The organism is Pseudomonas sp. CK-NBRI-02, assembly GCF_008124495.1.
In the GTDB taxonomy this organism is placed as follows: domain Bacteria; phylum Pseudomonadota; class Gammaproteobacteria; order Pseudomonadales; family Pseudomonadaceae; genus Aquipseudomonas; species Aquipseudomonas guariconensis.
Genome location: NZ_VSJH01000035.1, coordinates 63,423 through 88,797, shown reverse-complemented (window position 1 = coordinate 88,797; position 25,375 = coordinate 63,423). Strand labels below are relative to the sequence as shown.

21 protein-coding genes are annotated in these 25,375 nt (G+C 62.5%); 8 read left to right on the top strand and 13 right to left on the bottom strand.

Annotated elements, in window-relative coordinates; translation table 11 throughout:
* Positions 1-58: 58 nt before the first annotated feature.
* From gltS to arcD (DQ397_RS19975), 7 genes are all read right to left on the bottom strand, one after another.
* The gene (gene gltS / locus DQ397_RS20005; RefSeq protein ID WP_043210694.1) at positions 59-1,264 is read right to left on the bottom strand and encodes a sodium/glutamate symporter; all 1,206 of its coding nucleotides are present in this window, start codon (positions 1,262-1,264) and stop codon (positions 59-61) included.
* 182 nt (positions 1,265-1,446) lie between these two features.
* Complete coding sequence (locus DQ397_RS20000; RefSeq protein WP_043210693.1) at positions 1,447-2,955, bottom strand: sigma-54-dependent transcriptional regulator; 1,509 nt, start codon at positions 2,953-2,955, stop codon at positions 1,447-1,449.
* 101 nt (positions 2,956-3,056) lie between these two features.
* Positions 3,057-3,425, bottom strand: a complete 369-nt coding sequence (locus DQ397_RS19995) for a DUF5064 family protein (RefSeq protein ID WP_070574787.1) — start codon at positions 3,423-3,425, stop codon at positions 3,057-3,059.
* 57 nt (positions 3,426-3,482) lie between these two features.
* Complete coding sequence (gene arcC / locus DQ397_RS19990; protein ID WP_043210691.1) at positions 3,483-4,412, bottom strand: carbamate kinase; 930 nt, start codon at positions 4,410-4,412, stop codon at positions 3,483-3,485.
* Positions 4,413-4,531: 119 nt separating this feature from the next.
* A complete protein-coding gene (locus tag DQ397_RS19985) occupies positions 4,532-5,542 on the bottom strand; it encodes an ornithine carbamoyltransferase (protein WP_043210689.1) in 1,011 nt (336 codons plus the stop codon).
* Between the two features lie 66 nt (positions 5,543-5,608).
* Positions 5,609-6,862: an arginine deiminase gene (arcA, locus tag DQ397_RS19980; protein WP_043210687.1), complete on the bottom strand. Its 1,254-nt coding sequence runs from the start codon at positions 6,860-6,862 to the stop codon at positions 5,609-5,611.
* A 31-nt stretch (positions 6,863-6,893) separates the two neighbouring features.
* The gene (gene arcD, locus DQ397_RS19975; protein ID WP_043210686.1) at positions 6,894-8,321 is read right to left on the bottom strand and encodes an arginine-ornithine antiporter; all 1,428 of its coding nucleotides are present in this window, start codon (positions 8,319-8,321) and stop codon (positions 6,894-6,896) included.
* Positions 8,322-8,756: 435 nt separating this feature from the next.
* Here arcD (DQ397_RS19975) and arcD (DQ397_RS19970) point away from each other — a divergent pair, with 435 nt between their 5' ends.
* On the top strand, positions 8,757-10,184 hold the full coding sequence (arcD, locus tag DQ397_RS19970) for an arginine-ornithine antiporter (RefSeq protein ID WP_043210684.1): 1,428 nt from the start codon (positions 8,757-8,759) through the stop codon (positions 10,182-10,184).
* On the opposite strand, the gene DQ397_RS19965 is transcribed toward arcD (DQ397_RS19970), so the two are convergent.
* From DQ397_RS19965 to gap, 6 genes are all read right to left on the bottom strand, one after another.
* A complete protein-coding gene (locus tag DQ397_RS19965; RefSeq protein ID WP_043210682.1) occupies positions 10,164-10,580 on the bottom strand; it encodes a YbaN family protein in 417 nt (138 codons plus the stop codon). The two genes, arcD (DQ397_RS19970) and DQ397_RS19965, sit on opposite strands and share 21 nt — an antisense overlap.
* A 55-nt stretch (positions 10,581-10,635) precedes the next feature.
* Complete coding sequence (locus DQ397_RS19960; RefSeq protein ID WP_043210679.1) at positions 10,636-11,229, bottom strand: biliverdin-producing heme oxygenase; 594 nt, start codon at positions 11,227-11,229, stop codon at positions 10,636-10,638.
* 184 nt (positions 11,230-11,413) lie between these two features.
* Positions 11,414-14,011 (bottom strand): TonB-dependent receptor, encoded by a 2,598-nt coding sequence (locus tag DQ397_RS19955; RefSeq protein WP_043210677.1) that lies wholly within the window; start codon positions 14,009-14,011, stop codon positions 11,414-11,416.
* 126 nt (positions 14,012-14,137) lie between these two features.
* Positions 14,138-15,100, bottom strand: coding sequence for a FecR domain-containing protein (locus DQ397_RS19950; protein ID WP_043210674.1), 963 nt, complete (start codon positions 15,098-15,100; stop codon positions 14,138-14,140).
* A 91-nt stretch (positions 15,101-15,191) separates the two neighbouring features.
* Positions 15,192-15,704, bottom strand: a complete 513-nt coding sequence (locus tag DQ397_RS19945; RefSeq protein ID WP_043210672.1) for an RNA polymerase sigma factor — start codon at positions 15,702-15,704, stop codon at positions 15,192-15,194.
* A gap of 175 nt (positions 15,705-15,879) precedes the next feature.
* Positions 15,880-16,881 (bottom strand): type I glyceraldehyde-3-phosphate dehydrogenase, encoded by a 1,002-nt coding sequence (gene gap, locus DQ397_RS19940; protein ID WP_043210670.1) that lies wholly within the window; start codon positions 16,879-16,881, stop codon positions 15,880-15,882.
* 265 nt (positions 16,882-17,146) lie between these two features.
* On the opposite strand from gap, the gene edd reads away from it, so the two are divergent.
* The 7 genes from edd to DQ397_RS19905 all read left to right on the top strand — a co-directional run bounded on the left by edd (position 17,147) and on the right by DQ397_RS19905 (position 25,374).
* Entirely contained in the window at positions 17,147-18,973 is a 1,827-nt protein-coding gene (gene edd / locus DQ397_RS19935) for a phosphogluconate dehydratase (protein WP_043210667.1), read from the top strand.
* Positions 18,970-19,929: a glucokinase gene (locus DQ397_RS19930; protein WP_043210665.1), complete on the top strand. Its 960-nt coding sequence runs from the start codon at positions 18,970-18,972 to the stop codon at positions 19,927-19,929. Before edd ends, DQ397_RS19930 begins: the two co-directional genes overlap by 4 nt.
* A 76-nt stretch (positions 19,930-20,005) precedes the next feature.
* Entirely contained in the window at positions 20,006-20,704 is a 699-nt protein-coding gene (locus DQ397_RS19925; RefSeq protein ID WP_372240778.1) for a response regulator, read from the top strand.
* A complete protein-coding gene (locus DQ397_RS19920; protein WP_043210659.1) occupies positions 20,685-22,139 on the top strand; it encodes an ATP-binding protein in 1,455 nt (484 codons plus the stop codon). The genes DQ397_RS19925 and DQ397_RS19920 overlap by 20 nt, the downstream gene beginning before the upstream one ends.
* 133 nt (positions 22,140-22,272) lie before the next feature.
* On the top strand, positions 22,273-23,538 hold the full coding sequence (locus DQ397_RS19915) for an ABC transporter substrate-binding protein (protein ID WP_043210657.1): 1,266 nt from the start codon (positions 22,273-22,275) through the stop codon (positions 23,536-23,538).
* Between the two features lie 98 nt (positions 23,539-23,636).
* On the top strand, positions 23,637-24,545 hold the full coding sequence (locus DQ397_RS19910) for a carbohydrate ABC transporter permease (RefSeq protein ID WP_043210655.1): 909 nt from the start codon (positions 23,637-23,639) through the stop codon (positions 24,543-24,545).
* Positions 24,538-25,374, top strand: coding sequence for a carbohydrate ABC transporter permease (locus DQ397_RS19905; RefSeq protein WP_043210652.1), 837 nt, complete (start codon positions 24,538-24,540; stop codon positions 25,372-25,374). The genes DQ397_RS19910 and DQ397_RS19905 overlap by 8 nt, the downstream gene beginning before the upstream one ends.
* The last annotated feature ends 1 nt before the right edge of the window (position 25,375 follow it).

Genomic DNA, 25,375 nt, shown 5'->3' with positions numbered 1-25,375 from the left:
GCCGCTGCGACCAGGGCCGTCCTGCTGCTGCCGCGTGTCCCGATGATTCAGTTGGTCGTTACACGGCGGCAAAAAATGGCAACGCCAAGTACAGCTTGATGACAATGGCGTTGATGATGTCGATGAAGAATGCCCCCACCATCGGCACCACCAGAAACGCTATCTGCGATGGGCCATAGCGTTGCGTCACAGCCTGCATATTGGCAATCGCCGTTGGCGTGGCGCCCAGGCCAAAACCGCAATGGCCGGCTGCAAGTACGGCAGCATCATAGTTGCGGCCCATGACCCTGAAAGTCACGAAGATCGCAAAGAGCGCCATCACCAATGCCTGGACTGCCAAAAGAATGAAGAACGGCAATGCCAGCGCCGCAAGATCCCATAACTTCAGCGACATCAATGCAATGGCCAGAAACAACGACAAACTGACATTGCCCATGACCGAAACTTCGCGCTCGAATACTTGATACAAACCAAACATCGAAAGCCCGTTTCGTAGCAGTACGCCTACGAACAAGACGCACACGAAGGTCGGTAGTTCGAATGCGGTCCCGTGCAGAAACTTATTCAATAGGGAACCTGCCAGTAAGCTGACCGAAATCAGCGCGATGGTTTCGATCAGAGAAAAGGGTGTGATCAGGCGCTCTTTGTTGGGTTGTTCAAACCCCTGTGGCAAGCGGGGCGTCTCTTGCTCGACACCCGGCGTCTGGACGCGGGCGATGAGCAAGCGTGCGACCGGACCACCAATCAAACCGCCCAACACCAGGCCGAACGTGGCGGAGGCCAGTGCCAGTTCGGACGCTGAGGCCAGACCGAACTTCTCGCTGAAGGTGGCTCCCCACGCAGCGCCTGTGCCGTGCCCGCCCGACAAGGTGATCGAACCTGCCAGCAAGCCCATCAGCGGGTCCAATCCAAGCGCCGTGGCAAGTCCGATGCCCATGGCGTTCTGGACCACCAGCAATCCGGTGACCACCAGCAGGAAGATGCCGACGACACGGCCGCCTTTCTTCAGGCTGGCGAAATCCGCACTCAAGCCGATGGTGGCGAAGAATGCCAACATCAAAGGTGTTTGCAGTGAAGTATCGAATTGGACCTGGATATCGAAACTGCGCAGTCCCAATAACACCACGGCGACCAGCAAGCCACCGGCGACCGGTTCGGGAATATTGTAAGTGCGCAGAAAAGCGATGCGTGCAACGAGGCCTCGTCCTAATAGCAGCACCAGGGAGGCGGCGACGAGTGTCCCATAGAAATCGAGCTCAAGCATGTGATGCGTACTCTTTGTAAATTCAGAAGAATATTTACTTGGGCGCGCCATTCTAGGGACGGCCATTACGCGAGTACGTAGGTTTATTCTGAAAGTTATCGGCTTATGACGGTTATTTTTGTGGTTTTATGCGTCACCCCGACGCTGGCGGGGCGCTGTCGAACCGAGGCGCGAGCCCCGCTTCATGCTTTGTTTGGAATCCCGTACTTGCGTAGCCGCTGGGCAATCGCGGTGTGGGAGGTTTGCAGGCGGCTGGCCAATTGGCGGGTGGACGGATAGCTCAGGTAGAGGCGCTGCAGCAGATCGCGCTCGAAGGCCTGCACGGCCTGCTCGAGGCTGGCCACTTCGCCGTCCTGGCCACGGGCCACGGCGGTGCCGGCAATGTCCAGATCGTCGATGTCCACCAGGCTATGTTCGCTGATGGCTGCGGCGCGGAAGATCACGTTCTGCAATTGGCGCACGTTACCCGGCCACGGGTTGGCCAAGAGCGCCGAGTGTGTGGCCGGGGCCAGGCGGCAGGGTGGGCGCTGGATCTGTGTGCAGGCCTGTTGCATGAAGAAATGCGCCAACAGCAGGATGTCCTGGCCACGTTCGCGCAGGGGGGGAACCTGCAGATTCAGCACGTTGAGGCGATAGAACAGGTCCTCGCGAAAGCTTCCCTCGGCCACCATGCGCTCCAGGTCGCGGTGGGTGGCGCTGATGATGCGCACGTCCACTTTGATTTCCCGGTCGCCGCCGACCCTGCGAAAGCTCCCGTCACTCAGAAAACGCAGCAGCTTGGCCTGAAGGTAAGGCGACATTTCGCCGATCTCATCCAGGAACACGGTGCCCTGGTTGGCCAGCTCCATCAGCCCCGGCTTGCCGCCGCGTTGTGCCCCGGTGAATGCCCCTGGGGCATAGCCGAACAGCTCGCTTTCGGCCAAGCTCTCGGGCAGGGCCGCGCAGTTCAACGCAAGGAATGGCGCGGCATGGCGACTGCTGATGGCATGGCAGGCACGGGCCACCAACTCCTTGCCGGTGCCGGTCTCGCCGTGCACCAGCAGTGGCGCGTCCAGGGCCGCGACGCGCAGGGCGCGGGCCTTGAGGGTGCGGATCGCCGGGGAGTCGCCGAGCAAGGCATCGAACCCTTCGGCATGGTCGTGATGCAGGGCCGACAGGCGTTCGCCCATGCGGTTCGGCGGGTAAAGCGTGAGCAGACCGCCAGCATGGGTGATCGGTGTAGCGTCGAGCAGCAAGCTCTGGCCATTGAGCTGCATCTCGCGCATCGGCAGGTGGAAATTGTTGTCCAGCAGAGCCTGCAGCAGACCTGGGTCATTGAACAGCTCGCCCACGGAGCGCCCGGCCGATTCGCGCCCGCACAGGGCGATCAACGCCGGGTTGGCCAGCAGCACCTTGCCTGCGCTGTCCACCGCCAGCACCGGGTCGCTCATGGCGGCCAGTAGAGCATCGAGCTGCAGGTGTCGGCGTTGGCCGGGAAGGATGTCGACCACTTCCACCGACTGCACGCCCTGGACTTCGAACAACGCATCGTGGAGCTCTTCGAGCACGGCAGGGCTAAGGGTGGGCGCATCGATGTAGACGTTCGGCGGCACCATCTCCACGGCGTCCAGGTTGAGATTGCGGGCACCGAGCAGGGCCAGGACTTCCTGGGTGATGCCGACGCGGTCGATGAAACTGACGTGGATGCGCATGGGGTTGAGGGGGCTGTGGCCAGGGGAGGGCGGTAGTATGCCTCGGTCGGTCGATCAAGCCCAATATTGCCGGGGCCGCTGTGCGGCCCCTGATCGTGAAGTCATTCCAGGTGTTCAGGCTTGATCGGGTCGCCCGATTTCACGTCCAGCTTTTCGCGGATGTCCTTGAACATCCAGTCGTAGATCTTGTGCGGCGAACCCAGGTTCTCGAACTTCTTGGGCGGCGCCAGGTAGGACTGGGCCCGGCGGGAGAGTTGCATGAGGAAGCTGGGCAGCACCTGGTCCTTGGCCAGGAAGAATTTTTCCTCGACCGTCTTGCCCTCGATGATGCCGTGCATGTGGAACTGGATGCCTCTGCCTTCCTTGGGGTCCGACGCGGCCTCGTATTCGATGTTCAAGTCATAGCTGTGGTCATTCTTGTTCAGCGCGGTGCGCTCGATATGGACATGACCGGGGTGGTATTGGGCCATTGACACGCTCCTCTGGAAGGTCGAAAACGGCGGGCGTCGGACGCCCGCCTACTGCATTCAACGGTAGCTGATCCCCGGCTTGGCGGTGGACACGCGGGTACCGGCGGTGCCTTTGACAATCTCTTCGATGTCCGACAGCGAGCCGATCACCGCCACCTTGCCGGTGTGGCGGGCGAAATCGCAGGCCGCTTGCACCTTGGGCCCCATGGAGCCGGCGGCAAAGCCCAGGCGTTCCAGTTCGTCGGGGTGGGCCTGGGCAATGGCTTTCTGGGTCGGCTTGTTGAAGTCGATGTATGCGGCGTTGACGTCGGTGGCGATCACCAGCAGGTCGGCATCGAGTTGTTCGGCCAGCAAGGCCGAGCACAGGTCCTTGTCGATGACGGCTTCGATGCCTTTGAGCTTGCGGTTTTCATCGTACATGGTAGGGATGCCGCCGCCGCCTGCGCAGATCACGATGCTGCTCTTTTCCAGCAGCCACTTGATCGGGCGGATTTCGAAGATGCGCTTGGGTTTGGGGCTGGCCACTACGCGGCGGTATTTGTCACCGTCGGCCTTGACCACCCAGCCTTTCTCCTTGGCCAGGCGCTCGGCCTCTTCCTTGCTGTAGACCGGGCCGATGAACTTGGTCGGGTCTTTGAAGGCTGGGTCGTTGGCATCCACTTCCACTTGGGTCAGCAGCGTGGCGAACGGCACTTCGAAGGCCAGCAGGTTGCCCAGCTCCTGTTCGATCATGTAGCCGATCATGCCTTCGGTCTCGGCACCCAGCACGTCCAGCGGGTAAGCCTCGTCGGGTTTGTAGGACAGGCCCTGGAGCGACAGCAGGCCGACTTGCGGACCATTGCCGTGGGCGATGACCAGTTCGTTGCCAGGATGGATCTTGGCGATCTGCTCGGTGGCGGTGCGGATATTGGCGCGCTGGTTTTCAGCGGTCATGGGCTCGCCGCGACGCAGCAGGGCGTTGCCGCCCAATGCAACAACGATACGCATGGTGAATGTCCTTCTCAGGTCAGCTTCAAGCTTCAAGTCGCAAGCTGCAAGCAGAGGCGGGTCGGTGTGAGGCGCCGCGTTTCTTGTGGCTTGGAACTTGAAGCTTGCAGCCAATAGCGTTAGAGATCAGCCAGGGTCGACACCAGGATCGCCTTGATGGTGTGCATGCGGTTTTCCGCCTGCTCGAAGGCGATGCACGCTGGCGACTCGAATACGTCCTCGGTGACTTCGATGCCGTTGGCCAGGTGCGGGTACTGTTCGGCGATCTGCTTGCCGACCTTGGTCTCGGAGTTGTGGAATGCCGGCAGACAGTGCATGAACTTGGTGCGAGGGTTGCCGGTGGACTTCATCAGTTCCTTGTTCACCTGGTAGGGCAGCAGCAGCTTGATGCGCTCGCCCCAGGCTTCGACCGGCTCGCCCATCGACACCCAGACATCGGTGTGGATGAAGTCGACGCCCTTGACCGCAGCCTTGGCGTCCTCGGTCAGGGTGATGCGTGCGCCGCTTTCTTCGGCGTACTGCTTGCAGCGCTGGACCAGATCGTCATGAGGCCACAGTTCCTTGGGCGCGGCGATGCGCACGTCCATGCCAAGCTTGGCGCCGATCAGCAGCAGCGAGTTGCCCATGTTGTTGCGGGCATCGCCCAGGTAGGCATAGCTGATGTCGTGCAGCGGCTTGTCGCTGTGCTCACGCATGGTCAGCACGTCGGCGATCATCTGGGTCGGGTGGTACTCGTCGGTGAGACCGTTGAACACCGGCACACCGGCGAACTTGGCCAGCTCCTCGACGATTTCCTGCTTGAAGCCACGGTACTCGATGGCGTCGTACATGCGGCCCAGCACGCGAGCGGTGTCCTTCATGCTCTCTTTGTGGCCGATCTGCGAGGAGTTCGGGTCGATGTAGGTGACGTTGGCGCCTTGGTCATAGGCGGCGACTTCGAAGGCGCAGCGGGTGCGGGTCGAGGTCTTCTCGAAGATCAGGGCGATGTTGTTGCCCTTCAGGTGCTGTTGTTCGGTGCCGGTGTACTTGGCGCGCTTGAGGTCGCGGGACAGGTCCAGCAGGTATTTCAGCTCGCGGGTGGTGTGGTGTTCGAGGCTGAGCAGGTTGCGGTTGTGAATGTTGAACGCCATGACGGTTCTCCTTGAGTTCGGGTCGGCCCGGCCGTCGCCTTGTGAGGACGGCCGGGGAAATGGTCGTTAGTAGTCGATTGGGTCGCGAACGATCGGGCAGGTCATGCAGTGGCCGCCGCCACGGCCCCGGCCCAGTTCGCCGGCACTGATGGTGATGACTTCGATTCCGGCCTTGCGCAGCAGGGTATTGGTGTAGGTGTTGCGGTCGTAGCCGATGACCACGCCGGGCTCGACCGCCACCACGTTGTTGCCGTCATCCCACTGTTCGCGCTCGGCAGCGAAACTGTTGCCGCCGGTCTCGACCACGCGCAGCTTGACGCCCAGTTGCTCGCCGACCACCTCGATGAACGACTTGTTCTCGCGGCGCACGTCCATGCCGTAAGGCTTGCTTTCGTCCGGGCGAATGATGAACGGCACGATTTCGCGGACCACTTCCGGGAAAACCGTGACCAGGTCGCGGTCGCAGAAGCTGAACACGGTGTCCAGGTGCATGGCCGCGCGAGATTTAGGCAGCCCGGCGACGATGACTTTCTCCACCGCACCTTTGGCGAACAGGTTCTGTGCCAGTTGGCCGATGGCTTGGCGCGAGGTGCGCTCGCCCATGCCGATCAACACGATGCCCTTGCCGATCGGCATCACATCGCCGCCTTCGAGGGTGGCCTGACCGTGGTCTTTGTCCGGGTCGCCGTACCAGACCTGGAAGTCGGCTTTGGTGAACTCGGGGTGGAACTTGTAGATGGCGGTGGTCAACAGGGTTTCCTGGCGTCGTGCTGGCCAGTACATCGGGTTGAGGGTCACGCCGCCGTAGATCCAGCAGGTGGTGTCGCGGGTGAATTGGGTGTTGGGCAGAGGTGGCAGGATGAAGCTGGAATGGCCCAGGTAGTCGTTGTACATCTTGACCACGCTGGCACCTTCGCTTTCCGGCAGATCCTGGCCGGCCACACCGCCGATCAGGAATTCGGCCAGGTGACGCGGTTCCAGGCCTTCCAGCCAGCTGCGCACTTCGTTGGTCAGGCCGACACCGACGGTGTCAGGGGTGATCTTGCGGTCGAGGATCCATTTCAGTGCTTCGGGGTTCTGCACGATGTCGGTGAGCAGGTTGTGCATCTCCAGCACCTCGACGCCGCGCTCGCGCATCTTGGTGACGAAGTCGAAGTGGTCGCGCTTGGCCTGGTCGACCCAGATCACGTCATCGAACAGCAGCTCGTCACAGTTGCTCGGGGTCAGGCGCTTGTGAGCAAGACCTGGAGCGCACACCATCACTTTGCGCAGTTTGCCGGCTTCGGAGTGGACACCGTACTTCTGTTTTTCCGTGGACATGTTCATTCCTCCAAGAATGCGAAGACGTGGATCAAAGCGTCAGGAAGCCGTCGTAGAGTCCGTAGGCGGCCACCAGGGCGCCCACCACGACGGCGGCAAAGATCAGTTTTTCAACCGAGGTGAAGATCGGTTGGCCGACCTCGCGCTTGGCCTTGGCGAACAGGATCGCGCCAGGGGCATAGAGCAGGGCCGAGAGCAGCAGGTATTTCACGCCGCCGGCATACAGCAGCCAGATGGCGTACAGCAGGGCGATGCCACCAATGATCAGGTCTTTCTGGCGTTCGGCCAGGGCCTGTTCGTAGGTTTCGCTCCGTACCGCAAGCAGCACCGCATAGGCCGCCGACCACAGGTAAGGCACCAGGATCATCGAGGTGGCGAGGTAGATCAGCGACAGATAGGTGCTGTTGGAGAACAGGGTGATGACCAGGAAGATCTGCACCATGGCGTTGGTCAGCCACAGCGCATTGGCCGGTACATGGTTGGCGTTCTCGCGGCGCAGGAACTCCGGCATGGTGTGGTCCTTGGCCGCGGCGAACATGATCTCGGCGCACAGCAGCACCCATGACAGCAGCGCACCGAGCAGCGAGATGATCAGCCCGACGCTGATCAGCACCGCGCCCCAGTGCCCGACCACGTGCTCGAGCACGGCAGCCATCGAGGGGTTCTGCAGCTTGGCCAGTTCCGGTTGGGTCATCACGCCCAGCGACAGTACGTTGACCAGCACCAGGAACAGCAGCACGGTGATGAAACCGATGACGGTAGCCTTACCTACGTCGGAGCGTTTTTCCGCCCGGGAGGAGAAGATGCTCGCGCCCTCGATGCCGATGAACACCCATACGGTGACCAGCATCATGTTGCGCACCTGGTCCATCACGCTGCCTAAGTCAGGGGAGCCTTTACCCCAGATGTCGGCGGTGAAAATGTCCAGCTTGAAGGCGAACAGGCAGATCAGCGCGAACAGCGCCAGTGGCACGACCTTGGCCACGGTGGTGACCAGGTTGATGAACGCCGCTTCCTTGATGCCGCGCAGTACCAGAAAGTGCACCGCCCACAGCAGGATCGAGGCGCCGATCACGGCCGCCGGCGTGTTGCCCTCACCGAAGATCGGGAAGAAATAGCCCAAGGTGCTGAACAACAGGACGAAGTAGCCGACGTTGCCCAGCCAGGCGCTGATCCAGTAGCCCCAGGCTGAGGAAAAGCCCATGTAGTCGCCGAACCCTGCCTTGGCGTAGGCATACACCCCGCCGTCCAGATCCGGTTTGCGATTGGCCAGCGTCTGGAACACGAAGGCGAGGGTCAACATGCCGACCGCCGTGATGGCCCAGCCGATCAATACAGCACCGACACCGGCGCTGGCGGCCATGTTTTGCGGCAACGAAAATATCCCGCCGCCAATCATGGAACCGACGACAAGTGCAACAAGTGCACCCAGTTTTAGTTTTCCGGGAGAATCAGACATTTAACAACTCCATGCCAGGAGAAAGTTGACCTCAGAGTAAATCCGACGCCTGTGCCATGTGCTGACATGGGTCAGTTTCATGGTGATGCGAAGTAGGAAAACTCCTTCACATGACTCCTGGAGAGTGCCGACTGCTTATGCTGCAGGCCTTATGCGCTGGCACCTCCGTGTCCTTCTAGAGCAAAAGCTCGTGTGGCCTGCGAGGTTTCAAGCTAGCCGCTTTTGGGCAATAAGCAAATTTTCGAGAAAACCCCGTCTTAACTATGTTTGTCACTGACCTGCCTCATGGAAGGCGCAGTATTAATGCCAATTATATAGACCGACTCGTTATGAGGGTTTTAGCCTTGATCGCTTGGTCTAATATGAGTTGACCGCTCCGTTATAAGAATCAACAAGGTGTTTCATGCGTATGACAACAGCCCAAAGGGGAGCCCTATGAGTGAACCGGGACAGAAGCTACGCCTGGGTGCGTTGATCGCGCTGGTGGTCGGCTCGATGATCGGCGGTGGGATCTTTTCGTTGCCGCAGAACATGGCGGCGCGCGCCGATGTGGGCGCGGTGCTGATCGGTTGGGGCATCACTGCCGTGGGCATGCTGGCACTGGCGTTCGTGTTCCAGACCCTGGCCAACCGCAAGCCGGAGCTGGACTCAGGGGTGTACGCCTACGCCAAGGCCGGCTTTGGCGAGTACATGGGCTTTTCCTCGGCCTGGGGGTACTGGATCAGCGCATGGCTGGGCAATGTGGGCTATTTCGTGTTGCTGTTCAGCACCCTGGGTTTCTACTACCCGGTCTTCGGCGAGGGCAATACGCCGGTAGCCATCGCCTGTGCGTCTTTGCTGTTGTGGGCAGTGCACTTTCTGGTGCTGCGCGGCATCAAGGAAGCGGCGTTCATCAACCAGGTGACCACCGTGGCCAAGGTGGTGCCGCTGCTGATCTTCATCGTCATTGCCGCCTTCGCCTTCCGGGCCGATATCTTCACCCGTGACATCTGGGGGCTGAGCAACCCCAAGTTCGGCAACGTGCTGGAGCAGGTGCGCAACATGATGCTGGTGACCGTGTTCGTGTTCATCGGCATCGAGGGCGCCAGTGTGTATTCGGGGCGGGCGCTGCATCGCTCGGACGTGGGCAAGGCCACGGTCATCGGCTTTCTCGGGGTGCTGGCATTGTTGGTGCTGGTCAATGTGCTGTCGTTGGGGGTGATGACCCAGCCAGAGCTGGCCAATCTGCAGAACCCCTCGTTGGCTTCGGTGCTGGAACACATCGTCGGGCCCTGGGGCGCCTTGCTGATCAGCATTGGCTTGGCGATATCGCTGCTGGGTGCGCTGCTTTCCTGGGCGCTGCTGTGCGCCGAGATCCTCTTTGCCACGGCGCGGGACCAGACCATGCCGCGTTTCCTGGCCAAGGAGAACGCCAACCATGTACCGGCCAACGCCCTGTGGCTGACCAATGTGATGATTCAGGGCTTCCTGCTGATCACATTGGTCTCGGCGGGCACCTACACCAGCCTGATCTACCTGGCGTCGTCGATGATTCTGGTGCCGTACTTCTGGTCGGCGGCCTACGCGGTGCTGCTGACCCTGCGTGGCGAAGGCTATGCCGAGCAGCCGCAGTTGCGTCGCAAGGACATGGTAGTCGCCCTGGTGGCGCTGCTCTATGCCGTCTGGTTGCTGTATGCCGGGGGGCTCAAGTACCTGCTGCTCTCGGCCCTGCTCTATGCGCCGGGCGTGATCCTGTTCGCCCGAGCCAAGCACGAACAAGGCAAGGCGTTGTTCACTGGCTGGGAAAAGCTGATCTTCGCAGCGGTGCTGGCCGGAGCGGGGCTAGCGGCCTACGGCTTGTATTCAGGGGTGCTGAGTTTGTGAGGGGCAGGGCGGGACAGGTCGCTCTGGGCGCGACCAGATCCACAGATTGCCCAGGGTCATGCCGCCAATGGCCAGAAACACTGGCCAGCGATGCTCGAAGAACGTCAGCATCAGCCCCGCGCACAGCAGCATGCTGAGCGTGGCGCTGACCTTGGCACGGCGCTGGATCACCTTGCCATTGCGCCAGTTATGGAGGATCGGCCCGAACAGCCGATGGTTTTCCAGCCAGGCGCTCAGACGCGGGGAGCTGCGAGTCGCTGCCCAGGCGGCCAGGAGAATGAATTCGGTGGTGGGCAGGCCGGGTACGACGATCGCGACCAGCCCAATACCCAAGCTGACATAGGCCAGGATTGCGTAGAGCAGGCGGGCGAGTTTCGAGCGGGCTGGTCGGGTCATGGTCTCACTGCGAAAAAACGGTCCGGCCAACGGAGCGGTGACCGGGTGAAGCCTCTCAGGCCAGTGCGGCATCCGCGGCATAGGCATGCTTGAGCAGCTCGGTGAAGCGCTCGAAGGCCGCCACTGCGCCACGTTCGGCGGCGGCATCCTCCTCGGCCGAAAGCTCGAGGTTATCGAGGATTCGGGTGAACTGCTTCCAGCCTTCGGCGCGACCACCGGCCGGCTCGCCCAGATGACGGGCGCCGAAGCTGTCGGACAGCCCAAGAGCCACGGCACGCTTGATCAGGAACGCGGCGCCCAGTTTGGAGCCTTCGGAGACGAAGATCCAGCCCAAGGCCTGGCCCAGGCTCGGCCCTTGCAACGCGCCGGGCAAAGGGGCGGGAACGTCGGTGTCCAGGTCGGCCAGGTCCAGACGTGCCTGCTCGGCACGGCAGCGCTGGGCCAGGTCCGGCACGATGGCGATCAGTCGCGGGTCGTTGTACAGGGCCTGCAGTTCGGACTGGAACAGGTACTGGGCGACCACGAAGCGGGCGAAGCTTTCGCGGCTGTCGAATGGCTTGTGGGATTTGACCAGGGCGTCCAGCTCGGTATGCGGTGCGTGGGTGACCTGGTTCAGGCGCTGCGAGCGCAGGGCGGGGGTGGCGGTCATGGAAAGGTCCTTGGCAGATGAGGGCTCTAGACGAGACGAATCGGGTCGGGTCCGACCGTAAAAAAGGTGTTTGCAGAGGGGTGAAGGCCCCACTGGTACCGCGTCGATCCTGAGACCGGCGCAGTCCCTGTGGGAGCGGCTTCAGCCGCGAAGCAGGCGATGCGGTGCCGTCGCACGACGGCGCTCAGATATCCCAGATCAAATTGATGGCGAAGTTGCGTCCCGGCGCGGTCAGGCGATCGAGGTTGGCGGGCTGGGTGACGGCGGCTTCGCTCTGGCCGTTCTGGCCGACAGTGGCATAGCTGCGTACGTCATCCCACTGCCAGTACTTCTTGTCGGTCAGGTTGTACAGACCGGCATTGACGGTCAAATCGTCCGTGATCTTGTAGAAGCCGCTCAGGTCGAGCACGCCATAGCCGGGAGTACGCCAGCGCGAAGTGCTGCCGTCGGGGGAGAAGAACGTGGTGTCGTCGACGCGGTTCTTGCGCTTGACCAATGTCCAGCTCAGCAGGCCGCCATAGCTGTCCTGCTCATACCCCAGGCCAAACACGCCAGTGAGTGGGTTGACGCTGTTCAGCGGCTGGCCGGTGTCATCGTTGCGGCCATAGGCGTAGGCCACCGAGCCTTGGGTGTACAGGCCTTGCGGTGCGCCAAAGCGATCCAGGTTCAGACGACCTCTGACCTCGGTGCCCTTGATGGTGGCGTGCTTGATGTTCTGCGCCTGGAAGTCGAGCGCGTCGTTGCCGTTGAGCAGGGCGTCTTCATTGATGAAATCGCGGTACTTGTTATAGAAGACGGCGACATCGAAGTTGCCCGCATCGAAGTTGCCGCGCAGGCCGGTCTCGTAGCTTTTGCTCTTTTCCGGCTCAAGGTTCGGATTCGGCTGGACCACATAGCCGCCGGCCGGGTTCTCGAAGCGGCCATACAATGCCTTGGCCGTCGGCGTGCGGAAGCCTTCGGCGTACTGCCCGTACCAGGTGTAGTGGTCGTTGAAGGCGTAGGTGACGCCCAGCTTGGGCGAAACGCGGTGCCAGTTCTTCTGTTTGTCGCTGACGGTGGTGTTGCCCGAGGTCGGCAGGGTGGCCAGGAACTCATCGGTCAGGTGCGGCTTGAGCCGGGTGTAGTCGTAGCGTGCGCCCGGCAAGAAGGTCCAGTTGTTCCAGCGGATCTCGTCCTGGGCGAACAGGCTGTAGGTGTTGATGGTCGGGTCGGGGAAGTCGCTGACCCGGGCCAGGCTGTCTGGGGGACTGATCTGGCCGATGGCTGTGCAGGAGCCACCAACATTCAGGCAGACGCCCGTACCGCTACGAGAACCGGTGACTTTTTCTTGCTTGAGCGTTGTGCCGTAGGTCAGCAGATGGTCGGTGGCGCCAACGGTGAACGCTTTGTCGAGCTGTGCATCGAGCACCCATTGGCGGTCCTTGTAGGTCGTCTGCCGATCACGAAGCACTTCGCGGCCACGGGCGAAGTACAGCTCCTCGGTGCGTTGATCGGTCTTGGCGATCTGGTAGTTCAGGCTCCATTTCATGTGATCGGCCAGCAGGCTGTCGAGGCCGAACTCATGAGTGATGCCGAAGCGTTCCCGCGTGATGGTGTCATCGGCGCTTCGGGCGCGATACATGTTCGAAGCGCCCATGCCGGGAATGAACGGTCCACCCACGGCACTGAGCACATTCTGGTCGCGATCGTCCTTGTAACGCTCGTAGGTAACGCCCAGTCGCGCGTCCTCGGCGTAGTTCCAGCCAAGTTTGGCCAGTACGTTGGTGGTGCGCGCATCCTCGGGGTTGGCCTTGGTGCGGTCAAGGCCGGTGCCACCGTGCTCGCCGTAGGATTCGGTTTCGTGACCGTTGCGCTGGCTCAGATGCAACAGGCCGTCGAAGTCGCCCTGGCGGCCGGCGGCGGTGGCGGAGGTCAGCCAGCTTTCATCGGCCGAGCTGTAGCCGGTCTTGAGGCGGGCGCCCATGTCCTTGCCAGGCTTGATGATGTCGTCCGGATCGAGGGTGAAGTAGCTGACCGCGCCGCCAATGGCATTGCTGCCATAGAGCACCGAGGCTGGGCCGCGAAGGATCTCCACGCGCTTGACGATCTCGGGATCGACATAGTTGCGTTGGGTCTGGGCATAGGGGCCGTAGAAGAAACCATCCGGAACCGAGACGCCGTCGACCTGGGTGAGGATCCGTTCGCCATCGATGCCGCGGATGTTGTAGCCGTTCAGGCCGCTGCGCTGGCCGACGCCGCCGACGGAGACGCCGGGCTCGTAACGGACCAGTTCCTTGATGTCGTTGACGTTCCTGCGATCCAGTTGCTCGCGGGTCTGCACGCTGACGGTGCTTGGCACCTGGCTGACGTCCTGGGCGCTGCGGGTGGCGCTCACGGTCAGTTGCTGCAGGGCGATGGTGTTGCCGGCCTGCTGGCGCTCCAATACCACGTTGGCGTTGCCGATCTTGCGCAGGCTCAGCCCGGTGCCTTGCAGCAGACGGCGCAATGCGGCTTCAGCAGGCAGCGAGCCCCGTACCCCCGGTGACGACACGCCCTCGGCCAATTCGGCACTGAACCCGACCTGCCAGCCGGTGATCTGGCTGAACGCGTTGATCGCCGAGACCAGTGGCTGCTGCTCGATGGCAAAGCGGTAGTCGCCCAGGCGTGGGCTGCTGGCATTGGCCGGTTCTGCGGCCAGGGTAGGCAGGCTGCAGGCGCCGCTGGCGAGCAGGGCCAGGGTCAGCAGGGACAATTGCCCCATGCGGCGGGAAGGGGTGGACGGGCGAGTTGGACCTGTGGACATCGAAGGCGCTCCCTGACGCGCGAACTGTTATAGGTGGTGACCGTTCTTGTTTCAAACAAGAATCAGTTGCATTGGCTATAACGAGACGGACGGGAAGGCGCGATCGCGTAAAAAAACTTCAGGGCGTCAATTGAGGATCACCAGCGCCGGATACTCATGCACTTGTGCAGAGGTGATGTGGGCCAGGGCGCGCAGGGTTTCCAGAGGTTGGTCCAGGCGGTAGTTGCCGGTCACCGCAACCTGTTCGAGCTTCGGGTTGCGGTTGATGATCCAACCGGGGTAGTAGCGGCGCACTTCGGCAAGCACTTGGCTGAGCGGGCAGTTCTCGAACACCAGACGGCCTTCGATCCAGGCTAGGTCTTTGTGCATGTCCGGGCGTTGGCGCTGGCCGAACCCCTGAGGGCCGACGCTGATGCTGTCGCCGGCCGACAGGCGGATGCGCTGGTCACGGGCACCCTGCAAGTCGATATCGCCACGCTGCACCCGCACTTGCGCTTCGCCATCGAGGTAACGCACGGCGAAGTCGGTGTCTTGTGCCTGCGCGCGCAGTGGGCCTGCTTCCAACTCCAGCGGGGCAGGGCTGTTGCCCGGTACCTGGAAGTAAGCCTCGCCTTGCAACAGACGTGCGACCTGGCGGCCGTCACGCAGGTCGTTGGCGAAGGCTGAATTGGTGTTGAGCAATACCTGGGCGCCGTCGTCCAGTTGCAGGCGCTGACGTTCGCCGACCACGGTCAAGTGGTCGGCCTGCAGGCGCACGGGCAGGTTGCCGAAGGTAAGCAGCCCGACCAGCAGCACGGCGGCGGTGGCCAAAGGTTTCCAGTGGGTACGCAGGCGACCGCGCAAGGCGGTGCGGTGACGGTGGTTCAATTGCACGGCGGCCTGATGCAGCGGTGCGCCGTTCCACAGGGCTTCGGCTTCGACATAGGCTTCGGCGTTCTCTGCGGCGGCGCCCAGCCAGGCTTCGAAATCCCGGGTGTCTTGCTCACTGGCGCATTGCAGACGTACCAGCCAGTCCAGCGCTTCGTCCATGGCACGCGCTCGGGCATCAGGCGCGTCGGGAGACGGGCGAGGGGCAGGGCTGTCTGTCACAGAAAATCCTTGCTGTGGGTTTTTCGCGAATGATCATGGCTGCGAGCAGGCGTGGCAAGTGGGGGGCGCTGCCGACCGGCGAATGGTCGGCTCAGCGCAGGCGCTCGGCGACGCCCACGCAGATGGCCATGATCAGTTTCAGCTCTTTCTGTACGGTGCTGGCGGACACCTTCAACTGCTCGGCGATTTCCAGGTAACTGGCGCCATGCAGTCGGCTGAGGATGAAAATGCGCTGCTGGCGTGGGGTGAGCTGATCGAGACTGACGCTCAGGTGCTTGAGCAGTTGCTCGGCGTGAGCGGCCTCTTCGCTGCTGCTCGTCGGCGCGGCGACGTTGTGCAGCACCTCGTCAGGGACATCGTCAACCAGCGTGCGGGCCTGCACGCGGCGCGCGCGCAGGTGATCGAGCGCAAGGTTGCGCGCAGTCTGGAACACGAAAGGCTCCAAGTGCTCGATGGGGCGTTCGCCCAAGGCGCGGGTGACCCGCAGGTAGGTCTCCTGGAGCAGATCCTCGGCCGTGCTGGGGTTACCCACCATGCGCTGCAACGTGCGCAGCAAAGGGAGGCGCTGGGTGAGGAACACTGTGTTGAACCGAGACTGACTCACGAGGAAACCTGACCGACGAAAGGCAAATGATAATGCTTATCATCTTGTGGTTTGGTCAAGCCTCATCGATGTAAAGAGTGGGTAAGTGTCGCGGTGTTGCGACCCGTCGCAGGCTTCGCCAGGTCCTACAAAAGAACCCGTCAGGCACTGGCGCAGCGTGCGATGGTCTGCCAGGTCAACCCGCGTTGCACAGCGCCAGGCAGTTGTCGAGCATGCGGTTGGAGAAGCCCCATTCGTTGTCGTACCAGGCCATCACCTTGAGCATCCGGCCATTGGCGCGGGTGTGGTTGGCGTCGAAGATCGACGACAGCGGGTTATGGTTGAAATCGCAGGACACCAGCGGCAGGGCGTTGTAGCCCAGGATGCGTGAGTGCCGGCTGGCTTCGAGGAACAGTTGGTTGACCTCCTCGGCGCTGGCTTCGCGCTTGAGGTTGACGGTCAGGTCTACCAGCGACACATTGATCACCGGCACCCGCACCGCCATGCCCGTGAGCTTTCCGGCCAGCTCCGGCAGCACCAGGCCCACGGCCTCGGCGGCGCCGGTCTTGCTCGGGATCATCGACTGGGTGGCCGAGCGCGCGCGATAGGGGTCGGTGTGGTAGACGTCGGTGAGCACCTGGTCATTGGTGTAGGCGTGGATGGTGGTCATCAGCCCCTGCTCGATGCCGAACTCACGGTGGAGCACCTGGGCGATCGGCGCCAGGCAGTTGGTGGTGCAAGAAGCATTGGAGATGATCTGGTGCGAGGCGCGCAAGGTGTCGTGGTTGACCCCGTACACCACCGTGGCGTCGGCTCCCTTGGCGGGCGCCGAGATGATCACCTTGCTTGCGCCGGCGCTCAGGTGGGCTGCTGCCTTGGCGCGGTCGGTGAACAAGCCCGTGCATTCGAACACCACATCCACCGCTTCGGCCTTCCAGGGCAGCTCCGCCGGGTTGCGAATGGCACTGACCGAGATACGGTCGCCATTGACCGTCAGGCTCTCCTGGTCGGATTCGACTTGAGCGTCGAACGTGCCGTGCACGCTGTCGTACTTGAGCAGGTGGGCATTCATCGCACTGTCGCCCAGGTCGTTGATGGCGACGACTTGCAGGTCCTGGCGGTAGCCTTGGGTATAGAGTGCGCGCAGGACGTTGCGTCCGATGCGGCCAAATCCATTGATGGCGATCCGAAGGGTCATGGCATTACCTCTGGCAGTCCGAGTGAAGCTTGTGGCAAAAAGGTCACTTCACTGAAACGGTTTTGTTATTGGAATTACAAGATTATTCACTGCTTGATAGAAAACAAGCCTTTTTGATGGCAGTATTTTGTTAAACCTACAACGAGTGGTCGGGCAGACCACCCCCAGATCGCGTCAGGCCCCCTTACCTTGAGCCTAGGCCGCAATCGTTTGAAGGGGAAATGCCCATCGACGCCACCCTTACAGTCAGCCTGGAGTCCAGTACATGCATCCGCGCATCCTTGAGGTCACCGCACGGTTGGTCGAACGCAGCCGTGCCACCCGTGAACGCTACCTGGAGCTGATTCGCGGCGCGGCCAGCGACGGTCCCATGCGCGCCCGCCTGCAATGTGCCAACTTCGCCCACGGCGTGGCCGGCTGCGGCGCCGAGGACAAACACAGCCTGCGGATGATGAACGCCGCCAACGTGGCCATCGTCTCGGCCTACAACGACATGCTGTCGGCGCACCAGCCGTACCAGCACTTCCCGGAACAGATCAAACAGGCTCTGCGCGAGATCGGCTCGGTCGGCCAGTTCGCCGGTGGCGTGCCCGCCATGTGCGATGGCGTCACCCAAGGCGAACCGGGCATGGAGTTGGCCATTGCCAGCCGTGAAGTGATCGCCATGTCCACCGCCATCGCCTTGTCCCACAACATGTTCGATGCCGCATTGATGCTCGGCATCTGCGACAAGATCGTGCCCGGCCTGATGATGGGCGCCCTGCGCTTTGGTCATCTGCCGACCATCTTCGTCCCAGGCGGGCCAATGCCTTCGGGGATCTCCAACAAGGAAAAGGCCGACGTACGCCAGCGCTACGCCGAAGGCAAGGCCAGCCGCGAAGAGCTGCTGGAATCGGAGATGAAGTCCTATCACAGCCCCGGCACCTGCACTTTCTATGGCACGGCCAATACCAACCAGCTGGTGATGGAGGTCATGGGCCTGCACTTGCCCGGCGCATCGTTCGTCAATCCCTATACACCGCTGCGTGACGCCCTGACCGCCGAGGCGGCGCAACAGGTCACACGCATGACCAAGGCCAGCGGCAGCTTCATGCCCTTGGGCGAGATCGTCGATGAGAAGGCGCTGGTCAACTCGATCGTCGCCCTGCACGCCACCGGCGGTTCCACCAACCACACCCTGCACATCCCGGCCATCGCCCAGGCTGCCGGCATCCAGTTGACCTGGCAGGACATGGCGGACCTCTCCGAGGTGGTACCGACCTTGTCCCACGTCTATCCCAACGGCAAGGCCGACATCAACCACTTCCAGGCGGCGGGCGGCATGGCGTTTCTCATCCGCGAACTGCTCGACGCCGGGCTGTTGCATGAGGACGTCAACACCGTGGCCGGCCACGGCCTGCGCCGCTATACCCAGGAGCCCTTCCTCGAGGGAGGCAAGCTGGTCTGGCGTGAAGGGCCGCGCCAGAGCCTGGACGAGAGCATCCTGCGCCCGGTGGCACGACCGTTCTCCGCCGAAGGTGGCCTGCGGGTGATGAACGGCAACCTTGGGCGAGGTGTGATGAAGGTGTCGGCCGTGGCACCTGAGCACCAGGTCGTAGAGGCGCCGGCCCGGGTATTCCATGACCAGCAGTCCCTGGCCGATGCGTTCAAGGCCGGCGAGCTGGAGCGCGACTTCGTCGCGGTGGTGCGCTTCCAGGGACCGCGTTGCAACGGCATGCCTGAGTTGCACAAGCTGACCCCTTTCCTGGGGGTGTTGCAGGACCGTGGCTACAAAGTGGCGCTGGTCACCGACGGGCGGATGTCCGGCGCTTCGGGCAAGATCCCGGCGGCCATTCATGTGTGCCCCGAGGCTTACGACGGTGGCCCGCTGGCGCGGGTGCGCGATGGCGATATCGTGCGGGTCGATGGCGTCGAAGGCACGCTGCAGCTGATGGTATCGGCCGAGGAGTTGGCCACCCGTGATCTGCCGGCACCACCCCAGGGCAACGACTTGGGAATGGGGCGCGAGCTGTTCGGCTTCATGCGGGTGGCGTTCAGCCCGGCCGAGCAAGGCGCCAGCGCCTTCACCTCGGCCCTGGAGCAGCTCAAATGACTGCGCTGCTGGTTGGCGATATCGGCGGCACCAATGCCCGCTTTGCCTTGTGGCACGACAACCAGTTGCAGGCGGTGCAGGTTCTGGCCACTGCCGACTACACCAGCCCCGAGCAGGCCATCGAGGCTTATCTGGCCGGGCAAGGCATTGCCCGCGGCGGGCTGGCGGCCGTATGCCTGGCAGTCGCCGGGCCTGTGAGCGGCGACGCATTTCGCTTTACCAACAACCACTGGCGTCTGAGCCGCCGTGCCTTCTGCCAGGCTTTGCAGGTCGAGCATCTGCTGTTGATCAACGACTTCAGTGCCATGGCACTGGGCATGACGCGCCTTCAGCCGGACGAGTATCGCCAGGTGTGTCCGGGCGCGGCCGACCCTGCACGCCCGGCTCTGGTCATCGGCCCAGGTACCGGCCTGGGCGTGGGCAGCCTGTTGCGCCTGGACAACCAGCATTGGCTGGCCTTGCCGGGTGAGGGAGGTCATGTCGATCTGCCGGTGGGCAACGAACGCGAAGCGGCGATCCATCAGCAGATCCATCGGCAGATTGGCCATGTCAGCGCCGAGACGGTATTGAGTGGCGGCGGGCTGGTGCGTCTGTACCAAGCCATGTGCGCGCTCGATGGCGACATCCCCAGGCACAAGACGCCTGCGCATATCACCGATGCCGCGCTGGGCGGCGAGCCGCGGGCATTGGCGGTGATCGAGCAGTTCTGCCGTTTCCTCGGGCGCGTGGCCGGTAACAATGTACTGACCTTGGGAGCACGGGGCGGGGTTTATATTGTCGGCGGCGTGATTCCGCGTTTTGCCGAACTGTTTCTACACAGTGGCTTTGCCGCGAGCTTTGCCGACAAGGGCTGCATGAGCGGCTATTTCGAAGGGGTGCCGGTGTGGCTGGTGACTGCGGAGTTTTCCGGGTTGCTGGGGGCCGGTGTGGCGTTGCAGCAGGCATTGGGTCATTGATCGCCAGGCCCTTGATGCCCATCCGTTATCACTACCAGAGGAAGGTTCAGTGACCACTGCTGGCAAATCGATCCTGATGGTCGACGACGACCAGGACATTCGCGAATTGTTGCAGGCGTACCTGAGCCGGTCAGGTTTTCAGGTGCATGCCGAGGCCGATGGCAAAGGCTTTCGCCAGGCGCTGGAGGCCGAGCCCTGCGATCTGGTGATTCTCGATGTGATGCTGCCCGACGAGGATGGCTTCAGCCTGTGTCGTTGGGTGCGTCAGCACCCGCGTCTGGGGCGGGTGCCGATCATCATGCTGACTGCCAGCTCCGATGAAACCGATCGGGTGATCGGCCTGGAGCTGGGTGCCGACGATTACCTGGGCAAACCCTTCAGCCCGCGCGAGTTGCAGGCGCGGATCAAGGCGTTGCTGCGCCGCGCCGAGTTCGGTCAGGCGGCACCCAGTCAGGCGGTGCTGGCCTTCGACGATTGGCGCCTGGATACCATCAGTCATCGCCTGTTCCATCGCGATGGCGAAGAAGTGATTCTCTCCGGCGCCGACTTCGCCTTGCTCAAGCTGTTTCTCGACCATCCGCAGCAGATCCTCGACCGCGACACCATCGGCAATGCCACCCGAGGCCGTGAGCCGATGCCGCTGGACCGCATCGTCGACATGGCGGTCAGCCGCCTGCGCCAGCGGCTACGTGACACGGATAAACCGCCACGGCTGATCCGCACCGTGCGCGGCAGTGGCTACCTGCTGGCGGCCCATGTCTGCCCTGCCTGCTGAGCGGCGTTGGCGCTTGCTGCCGCGCTCGCTGCTCGGGCGCATGTTGTCGTTGACGTTGTTGGTGGTGCTGCTGGCCCAAGGGTTGTCGAGCGTGATCTGGGTCTCCCAACTGCGTGCCAGCCAGCTCCAGGGCCTGCAGGCCAGTGCCCGTAGCCTGGCCCATTCGATGAGCGCCAGTGTCAGCTACTTCCGCTCATTGCCAGTCGCCTATCGGCCGATGGTGCTGGACCAGTTGCGCAGCATGGGGGGCACGCGGTTCTTCGTCTCGCTCAACGACAAGCCGCTGGATATGCCGGTGCTGCCGATCACGCCACGCAAGCAGGCGGTGATCGACGTGTTCCAGTCGGTACTGCACGAGCGGCTGGGGCCGCAGATGGAAATCTCCGTGGAATTCGTCAGCCCCCAGGAGCTGCGCATTTTCAATAGTGGCCTGAAGCTCGACGAGCTGCCGCGCTCCTGGGCGCATTATTCACTGACCCTGGAGCCGCTCAACCCGCCGGTGCTGGTCACCCAGATCCGCCTGGACAAAGACGAGTGGCTGTACATCGCCTCGCTGTTGCCTGAGCCCTACACGAGCCTGGAAACCGAGCGCTTGCCGCGTCAGCAGATCGGCTTCATCGCGTTGACCACCGCTTTGCTGTTGCTGTTCATCGGTCTGCTCGTGCATTGGCAGAGCCGCCCGCTCAAGCGTCTGGCACGGGCGGCGCGGGAGATGTCCCTGGGCGCCGATGTCGCGCCAGTCACTGAAGGTGGGGGCAGCGAAGTGGTAGAAGTGGGGCGGGCCTTCAACAGCATGCGCGAGCGCATCAGTCGTTACCTGACTGAGCGCGCGCAGCTGTTCAGCGCCGTTTCCCATGACCTGCGCACGCCTATCACGCGTTTGCGCCTGCGGGTCGAACTGCTCGAGGACGAACAGCTACAGGCCAAGTTCAGTCGTGATCTGGACGAGCTCGAACTGCTGGTCAAAGGGGCATTGCAGTGTGTGAAGGACACCGACATCCACGAGAACATCGAGCCGGTGGACCTCAACCAGGTGCTGGAGATACTCGCCGAGCCCTACTTGGGCGACGGCCGCATCACCCTCGAAGGCCGTGCCCTGGCGCCCTACGCGGGCAAGCCCCTGGCCCTGCGTCGGTGCATTGGTAACCTGATCGACAACGCCATCAAGTATGGCGAACGGGCCCATCTGCGCATTCTCGACAGCGCCACGGGGTTTGTCCTGCAGGTGGATGATCAGGGGCCTGGAGTTCCCGAACAGCGCCTTGAGCAGGTCTTCGAACCGCATTTTCGCCTGGCCGGTCAGCAGCAGGGCTACGGCCTGGGGCTGGGCATCGCGCGCAACATCGCCCATAGCCATGGCGGAGAGGTCAGCCTGCTGAACCTGCGTCAGGGTGGCCTGCGGGTCACTCTCAGCCTGCCGCGTAGCACCGATTGAGCGGCGAATGTCACCGCTTTGTGACATTCGCGCATCCCTTCGTTACCTGGCGGCCTTCGACGGCTGTTTAGACTCCAAGGCAAGCGCAAGCACCACGACTTGCCTCGCATAACAACAAGAAAGGTTCTCCACGATGAATGCGATCACTCGCCTAGCCGCTGTCGTTTCCCTCGCCTCATTCATGCCGCTGACCGCCCTTGCTGCCGAAGCAAAGGGCTCTGTCGAAGTCCTGCATTGGTGGACCTCCGGCGGTGAGGCCGCCGCCGTCAACACCCTCAAGCAGCAGGTCGAAAAAGACGGTTTCACCTGGAAGGACAACGCCGTGGCCGGTGGCGGCGGTGCTGCGGCCATGACCGTGCTCAAGAGCCGCGCCGTGGCCGGCAACCCACCCGCCGCCGCACAGATCAAGGGCCCGGATATCCAGGAGTGGGGTGCCTTGGGCCTGCTCGCCGAGCTCGACGAGGTGGCCAAGGCCAACCAATGGGACGCACTGCTACCGGCCAAGCTGACCCCTATCTGGGAGTACGATGATCACTATGTAGCCGTGCCGGTGAACATCCACCGGGTCAACTGGCTGTGGGTCAATCCAGTGGTGTTCGAGAAGGCAGGCGCCAAGGTGCCGCATACGCTCGATGAACTGTTCGTCGCCGCCGACAAGCTCAAGGCAGCAGGCTTCCAGCCACTGGCCCATGGCGGCCAGCCTTGGCAGGACAGCACGGTGTTCGAAAGCCTGGTGCTGAGCATCCTGGGGCCTGAGGGCTACCACAAGGCGTTCGTCGAGCTGGACGAACAGACGCTCACCGGCGACAAGATGGTGCAGGCCTTCAAGACCTTGCAGCGCCTTGGCACCTATATGGACGCCAACCGCGCCGGCCGAGACTGGAACATCGCTGCCGCCGACGTCATCAACGGCAAGGCCGGCATGCAGATCATGGGTGACTGGGCCAAGAGCGAATGGACCGCCGCCCACAAGGTGGCCGGCAAGGACTACCAGTGCGTGCCATTCCCCGGCACCCAGGGCAGCTTCACCTACAACATCGACTCCCTGGCGATGTTCAAACTCAAGAACGAGCGCGATATCGAGGCCCAGAACGACCTGGCCAAGGTCGCGCTGGAGCCGGCCTTCCAGACCGCCTTCAACCAAGCCAAGGGCTCGCTGCCAGTGCGCCAAGGCATGGACATGACGCCGTTCGATGCCTGCACCCAGCAGTCGCAGAAGGACTTCCAGGAGGCCGAGAAAGGCCAGGGGCTGCAACCTAGCATGGCGCACAACATGGCCTCATCGCTGGCGGTGCAGGGGGCCATCTTCGATGTGGTCACCAACTTCCTCAACGACCCCAAGGCAGACCCTGCCAAGGCGGCCAAGCAGCTGGGCGCGGCGATCAAGGCCGCGCAGTAGCACCGCTGGCGGTCTCTCTGACCTTACTGGCCCCTGTGGAGGCGGATAAACCCGCTTCCACAGGACTCGCGCTAGATGCATGTTCTTCGGTACTTCACATGAACACAGCAACCGCAACCCTGCGGGCCTCCCCCCTGGACGCCCTGCAACGCTGGCTCCCGAAACTGGTGCTGGCGCCTAGCATGCTGATTGTCCTGGTGGGCTTTTACGGCTACATCCTCTGGACCTTCGTGCTCTCCTTCACCAACTCCAGCTTCATGCCCAGCTACAAATGGGCCGGGCTGAGCCAGTACGCCAAACTGCTGGCCAACGACCGCTGGTGGGTCGCCAGCAAGAACCTGCTGGTATTCGGTGGCTTGTTCATCGCCATCAGCCTGGTCGTTGGGGTGCTGTTGGCGGTGTTGCTCGATCAGCGCATCCGCCGCGAAGGCGTCATCCGCACGGTCTACCTGTACCCGATGGCGCTGTCGATGATCGTCACCGGTACCGCTTGGAAGTGGCTGCTCAACCCAGGTCTTGGCCTGGACAAACTACTGCGGGACTGGGGCTGGGAGGGCTTTCGCTTCGACTGGCTGGTGGACCCGGACCGGGTGGTCTATTGCCTGGTGATCGCTGCGGTGTGGCAGGCCTCAGGCTTTGTCATGGCGCTGTTCCTGGCCGGCCTGCGTGGGGTCGACCCGTCGATCATCCGGGCTGCCCAGGTCGATGGCGCGAGCCTGCCGAGGATCTATTTGCGCATCGTGCTGCCGAGCCTGCGGCCGGTGTTCTTCAGTGCCTTGATGATCCTGGCGCACATCGCCATCAAGAGCTTCGACCTGGTGGCCGCAATGACTGCTGGCGGCCCGGGCTACGCCTCCGACCTGCCGGCGATGTTCATGTACAACTTCACCTTCAGCCGTGGGCAGATGGGCATGGGCTCGGCCAGTGCGATCCTCATGCTCGGCGCCATTCTGGCGATCCTGGTGCCCTACCTGTATTCGGAACTGAGGACCAAGCGCCATGACTAGTCCACGTTGGTTCTCCCCCAGCCGCCTGGCCATCCATGCCACTTTGCTGGCTGCCTGTGCGCTGTACCTGATACCGCTGGTGGTGATGCTGCTGACCAGCTTCAAATCGCCGGAAGACATCCGCGCAGGCAACCTGCTGAGCTGGCCGGAAGTGATCACTGGGATCGGCTGGATCAAGGCCTGGGACACGGTCGGAGGCTACTTCTGGAACTCGGTGAAGATCACCGTGCCAGCCGTGCTGATATCCACCTTGATGGGCGCCTTGAACGGCTATGTACTATCGATGTGGCGCTTCCGGGGTTCGCAGCTGTTCTTCGGCCTGCTGTTGTTCGGTTGCTTCCTGCCGTTCCAGACCGTCTTGCTGCCGGCCTCGTTCACCCTCGGCAAGCTTGGCCTTGCCAGCACCACCACAGGACTGGTGCTGGTGCATATCGTGTACGGGCTGGCCTTCACCACGCTGTTCTTTCGTAATTACTACTGCAGCGTGCCCGAGGCCCTGGTACGTGCGGCGCGGCTGGATGGCGCGGGGTTCTTCACGATCTTCGGGCGGATCCTGCTGCCGATGTCGGTGCCGATCATCATGGTCTGCCTGATCTGGCAGTTCACTCAGATCTGGAACGACTTTCTCTTTGGTGTGGTGTTCGCCAGCGGCGACGCCCAGCCCATCACCGTGGCCCTGAACAACCTGGTCAACACCAGCACCGGGGTCAAGGAATACAACGTCGACATGGCGGCGGCAATGATCGCGGGGCTTCCGACCCTGCTGGTCTATGTGCTGGCCGGCAAATATTTCCTGCGCGGCCTGACCGCCGGCGCGGTCAAGGGGTGAC

What these genes read in the sequence shown, in the direction of transcription:
- gltS (WP_043210694.1), bottom strand. Translation starts at nt 1,264, where the DNA reads ATGCTTGAGCTCGATTTCTATGGGACACTCGTCGCCGCCTCCCTGGTG.
- DQ397_RS20000 (WP_043210693.1), bottom strand. Translation starts at nt 2,955, where the DNA reads ATGCGCATCCACGTCAGTTTCATCGACCGCGTCGGCATCACCCAGGAA.
- DQ397_RS19995 (WP_070574787.1), bottom strand. Translation starts at nt 3,425, where the DNA reads ATGGCCCAATACCACCCCGGTCATGTCCATATCGAGCGCACCGCGCTG.
- arcC (WP_043210691.1), bottom strand. Translation starts at nt 4,412, where the DNA reads ATGCGTATCGTTGTTGCATTGGGCGGCAACGCCCTGCTGCGTCGCGGC.
- DQ397_RS19985 (WP_043210689.1), bottom strand. Translation starts at nt 5,542, where the DNA reads ATGGCGTTCAACATTCACAACCGCAACCTGCTCAGCCTCGAACACCAC.
- arcA (WP_043210687.1), bottom strand. Translation starts at nt 6,862, where the DNA reads ATGTCCACGGAAAAACAGAAGTACGGTGTCCACTCCGAAGCCGGCAAA.
- arcD (WP_043210686.1), bottom strand. Translation starts at nt 8,321, where the DNA reads ATGTCTGATTCTCCCGGAAAACTAAAACTGGGTGCACTTGTTGCACTT.
- arcD (WP_043210684.1), top strand. Translation starts at nt 8,757, where the DNA reads ATGAGTGAACCGGGACAGAAGCTACGCCTGGGTGCGTTGATCGCGCTG.
- DQ397_RS19965 (WP_043210682.1), bottom strand. Translation starts at nt 10,580, where the DNA reads ATGACCCGACCAGCCCGCTCGAAACTCGCCCGCCTGCTCTACGCAATC.
- DQ397_RS19960 (WP_043210679.1), bottom strand. Translation starts at nt 11,229, where the DNA reads ATGACCGCCACCCCCGCCCTGCGCTCGCAGCGCCTGAACCAGGTCACC.
- DQ397_RS19955 (WP_043210677.1), bottom strand. Translation starts at nt 14,011, where the DNA reads ATGTCCACAGGTCCAACTCGCCCGTCCACCCCTTCCCGCCGCATGGGG.
- gap (WP_043210670.1), bottom strand. Translation starts at nt 16,881, where the DNA reads ATGACCCTTCGGATCGCCATCAATGGATTTGGCCGCATCGGACGCAAC.
- edd (WP_043210667.1), top strand. Translation starts at nt 17,147, where the DNA reads ATGCATCCGCGCATCCTTGAGGTCACCGCACGGTTGGTCGAACGCAGC.
- DQ397_RS19930 (WP_043210665.1), top strand. Translation starts at nt 18,970, where the DNA reads ATGACTGCGCTGCTGGTTGGCGATATCGGCGGCACCAATGCCCGCTTT.
- DQ397_RS19925 (WP_372240778.1), top strand. Translation starts at nt 20,006, where the DNA reads ATGGTCGACGACGACCAGGACATTCGCGAATTGTTGCAGGCGTACCTG.
- DQ397_RS19920 (WP_043210659.1), top strand. Translation starts at nt 20,685, where the DNA reads ATGTCTGCCCTGCCTGCTGAGCGGCGTTGGCGCTTGCTGCCGCGCTCG.
- DQ397_RS19915 (WP_043210657.1), top strand. Translation starts at nt 22,273, where the DNA reads ATGAATGCGATCACTCGCCTAGCCGCTGTCGTTTCCCTCGCCTCATTC.
- DQ397_RS19910 (WP_043210655.1), top strand. Translation starts at nt 23,637, where the DNA reads ATGAACACAGCAACCGCAACCCTGCGGGCCTCCCCCCTGGACGCCCTG.
- DQ397_RS19905 (WP_043210652.1), top strand. Translation starts at nt 24,538, where the DNA reads ATGACTAGTCCACGTTGGTTCTCCCCCAGCCGCCTGGCCATCCATGCC.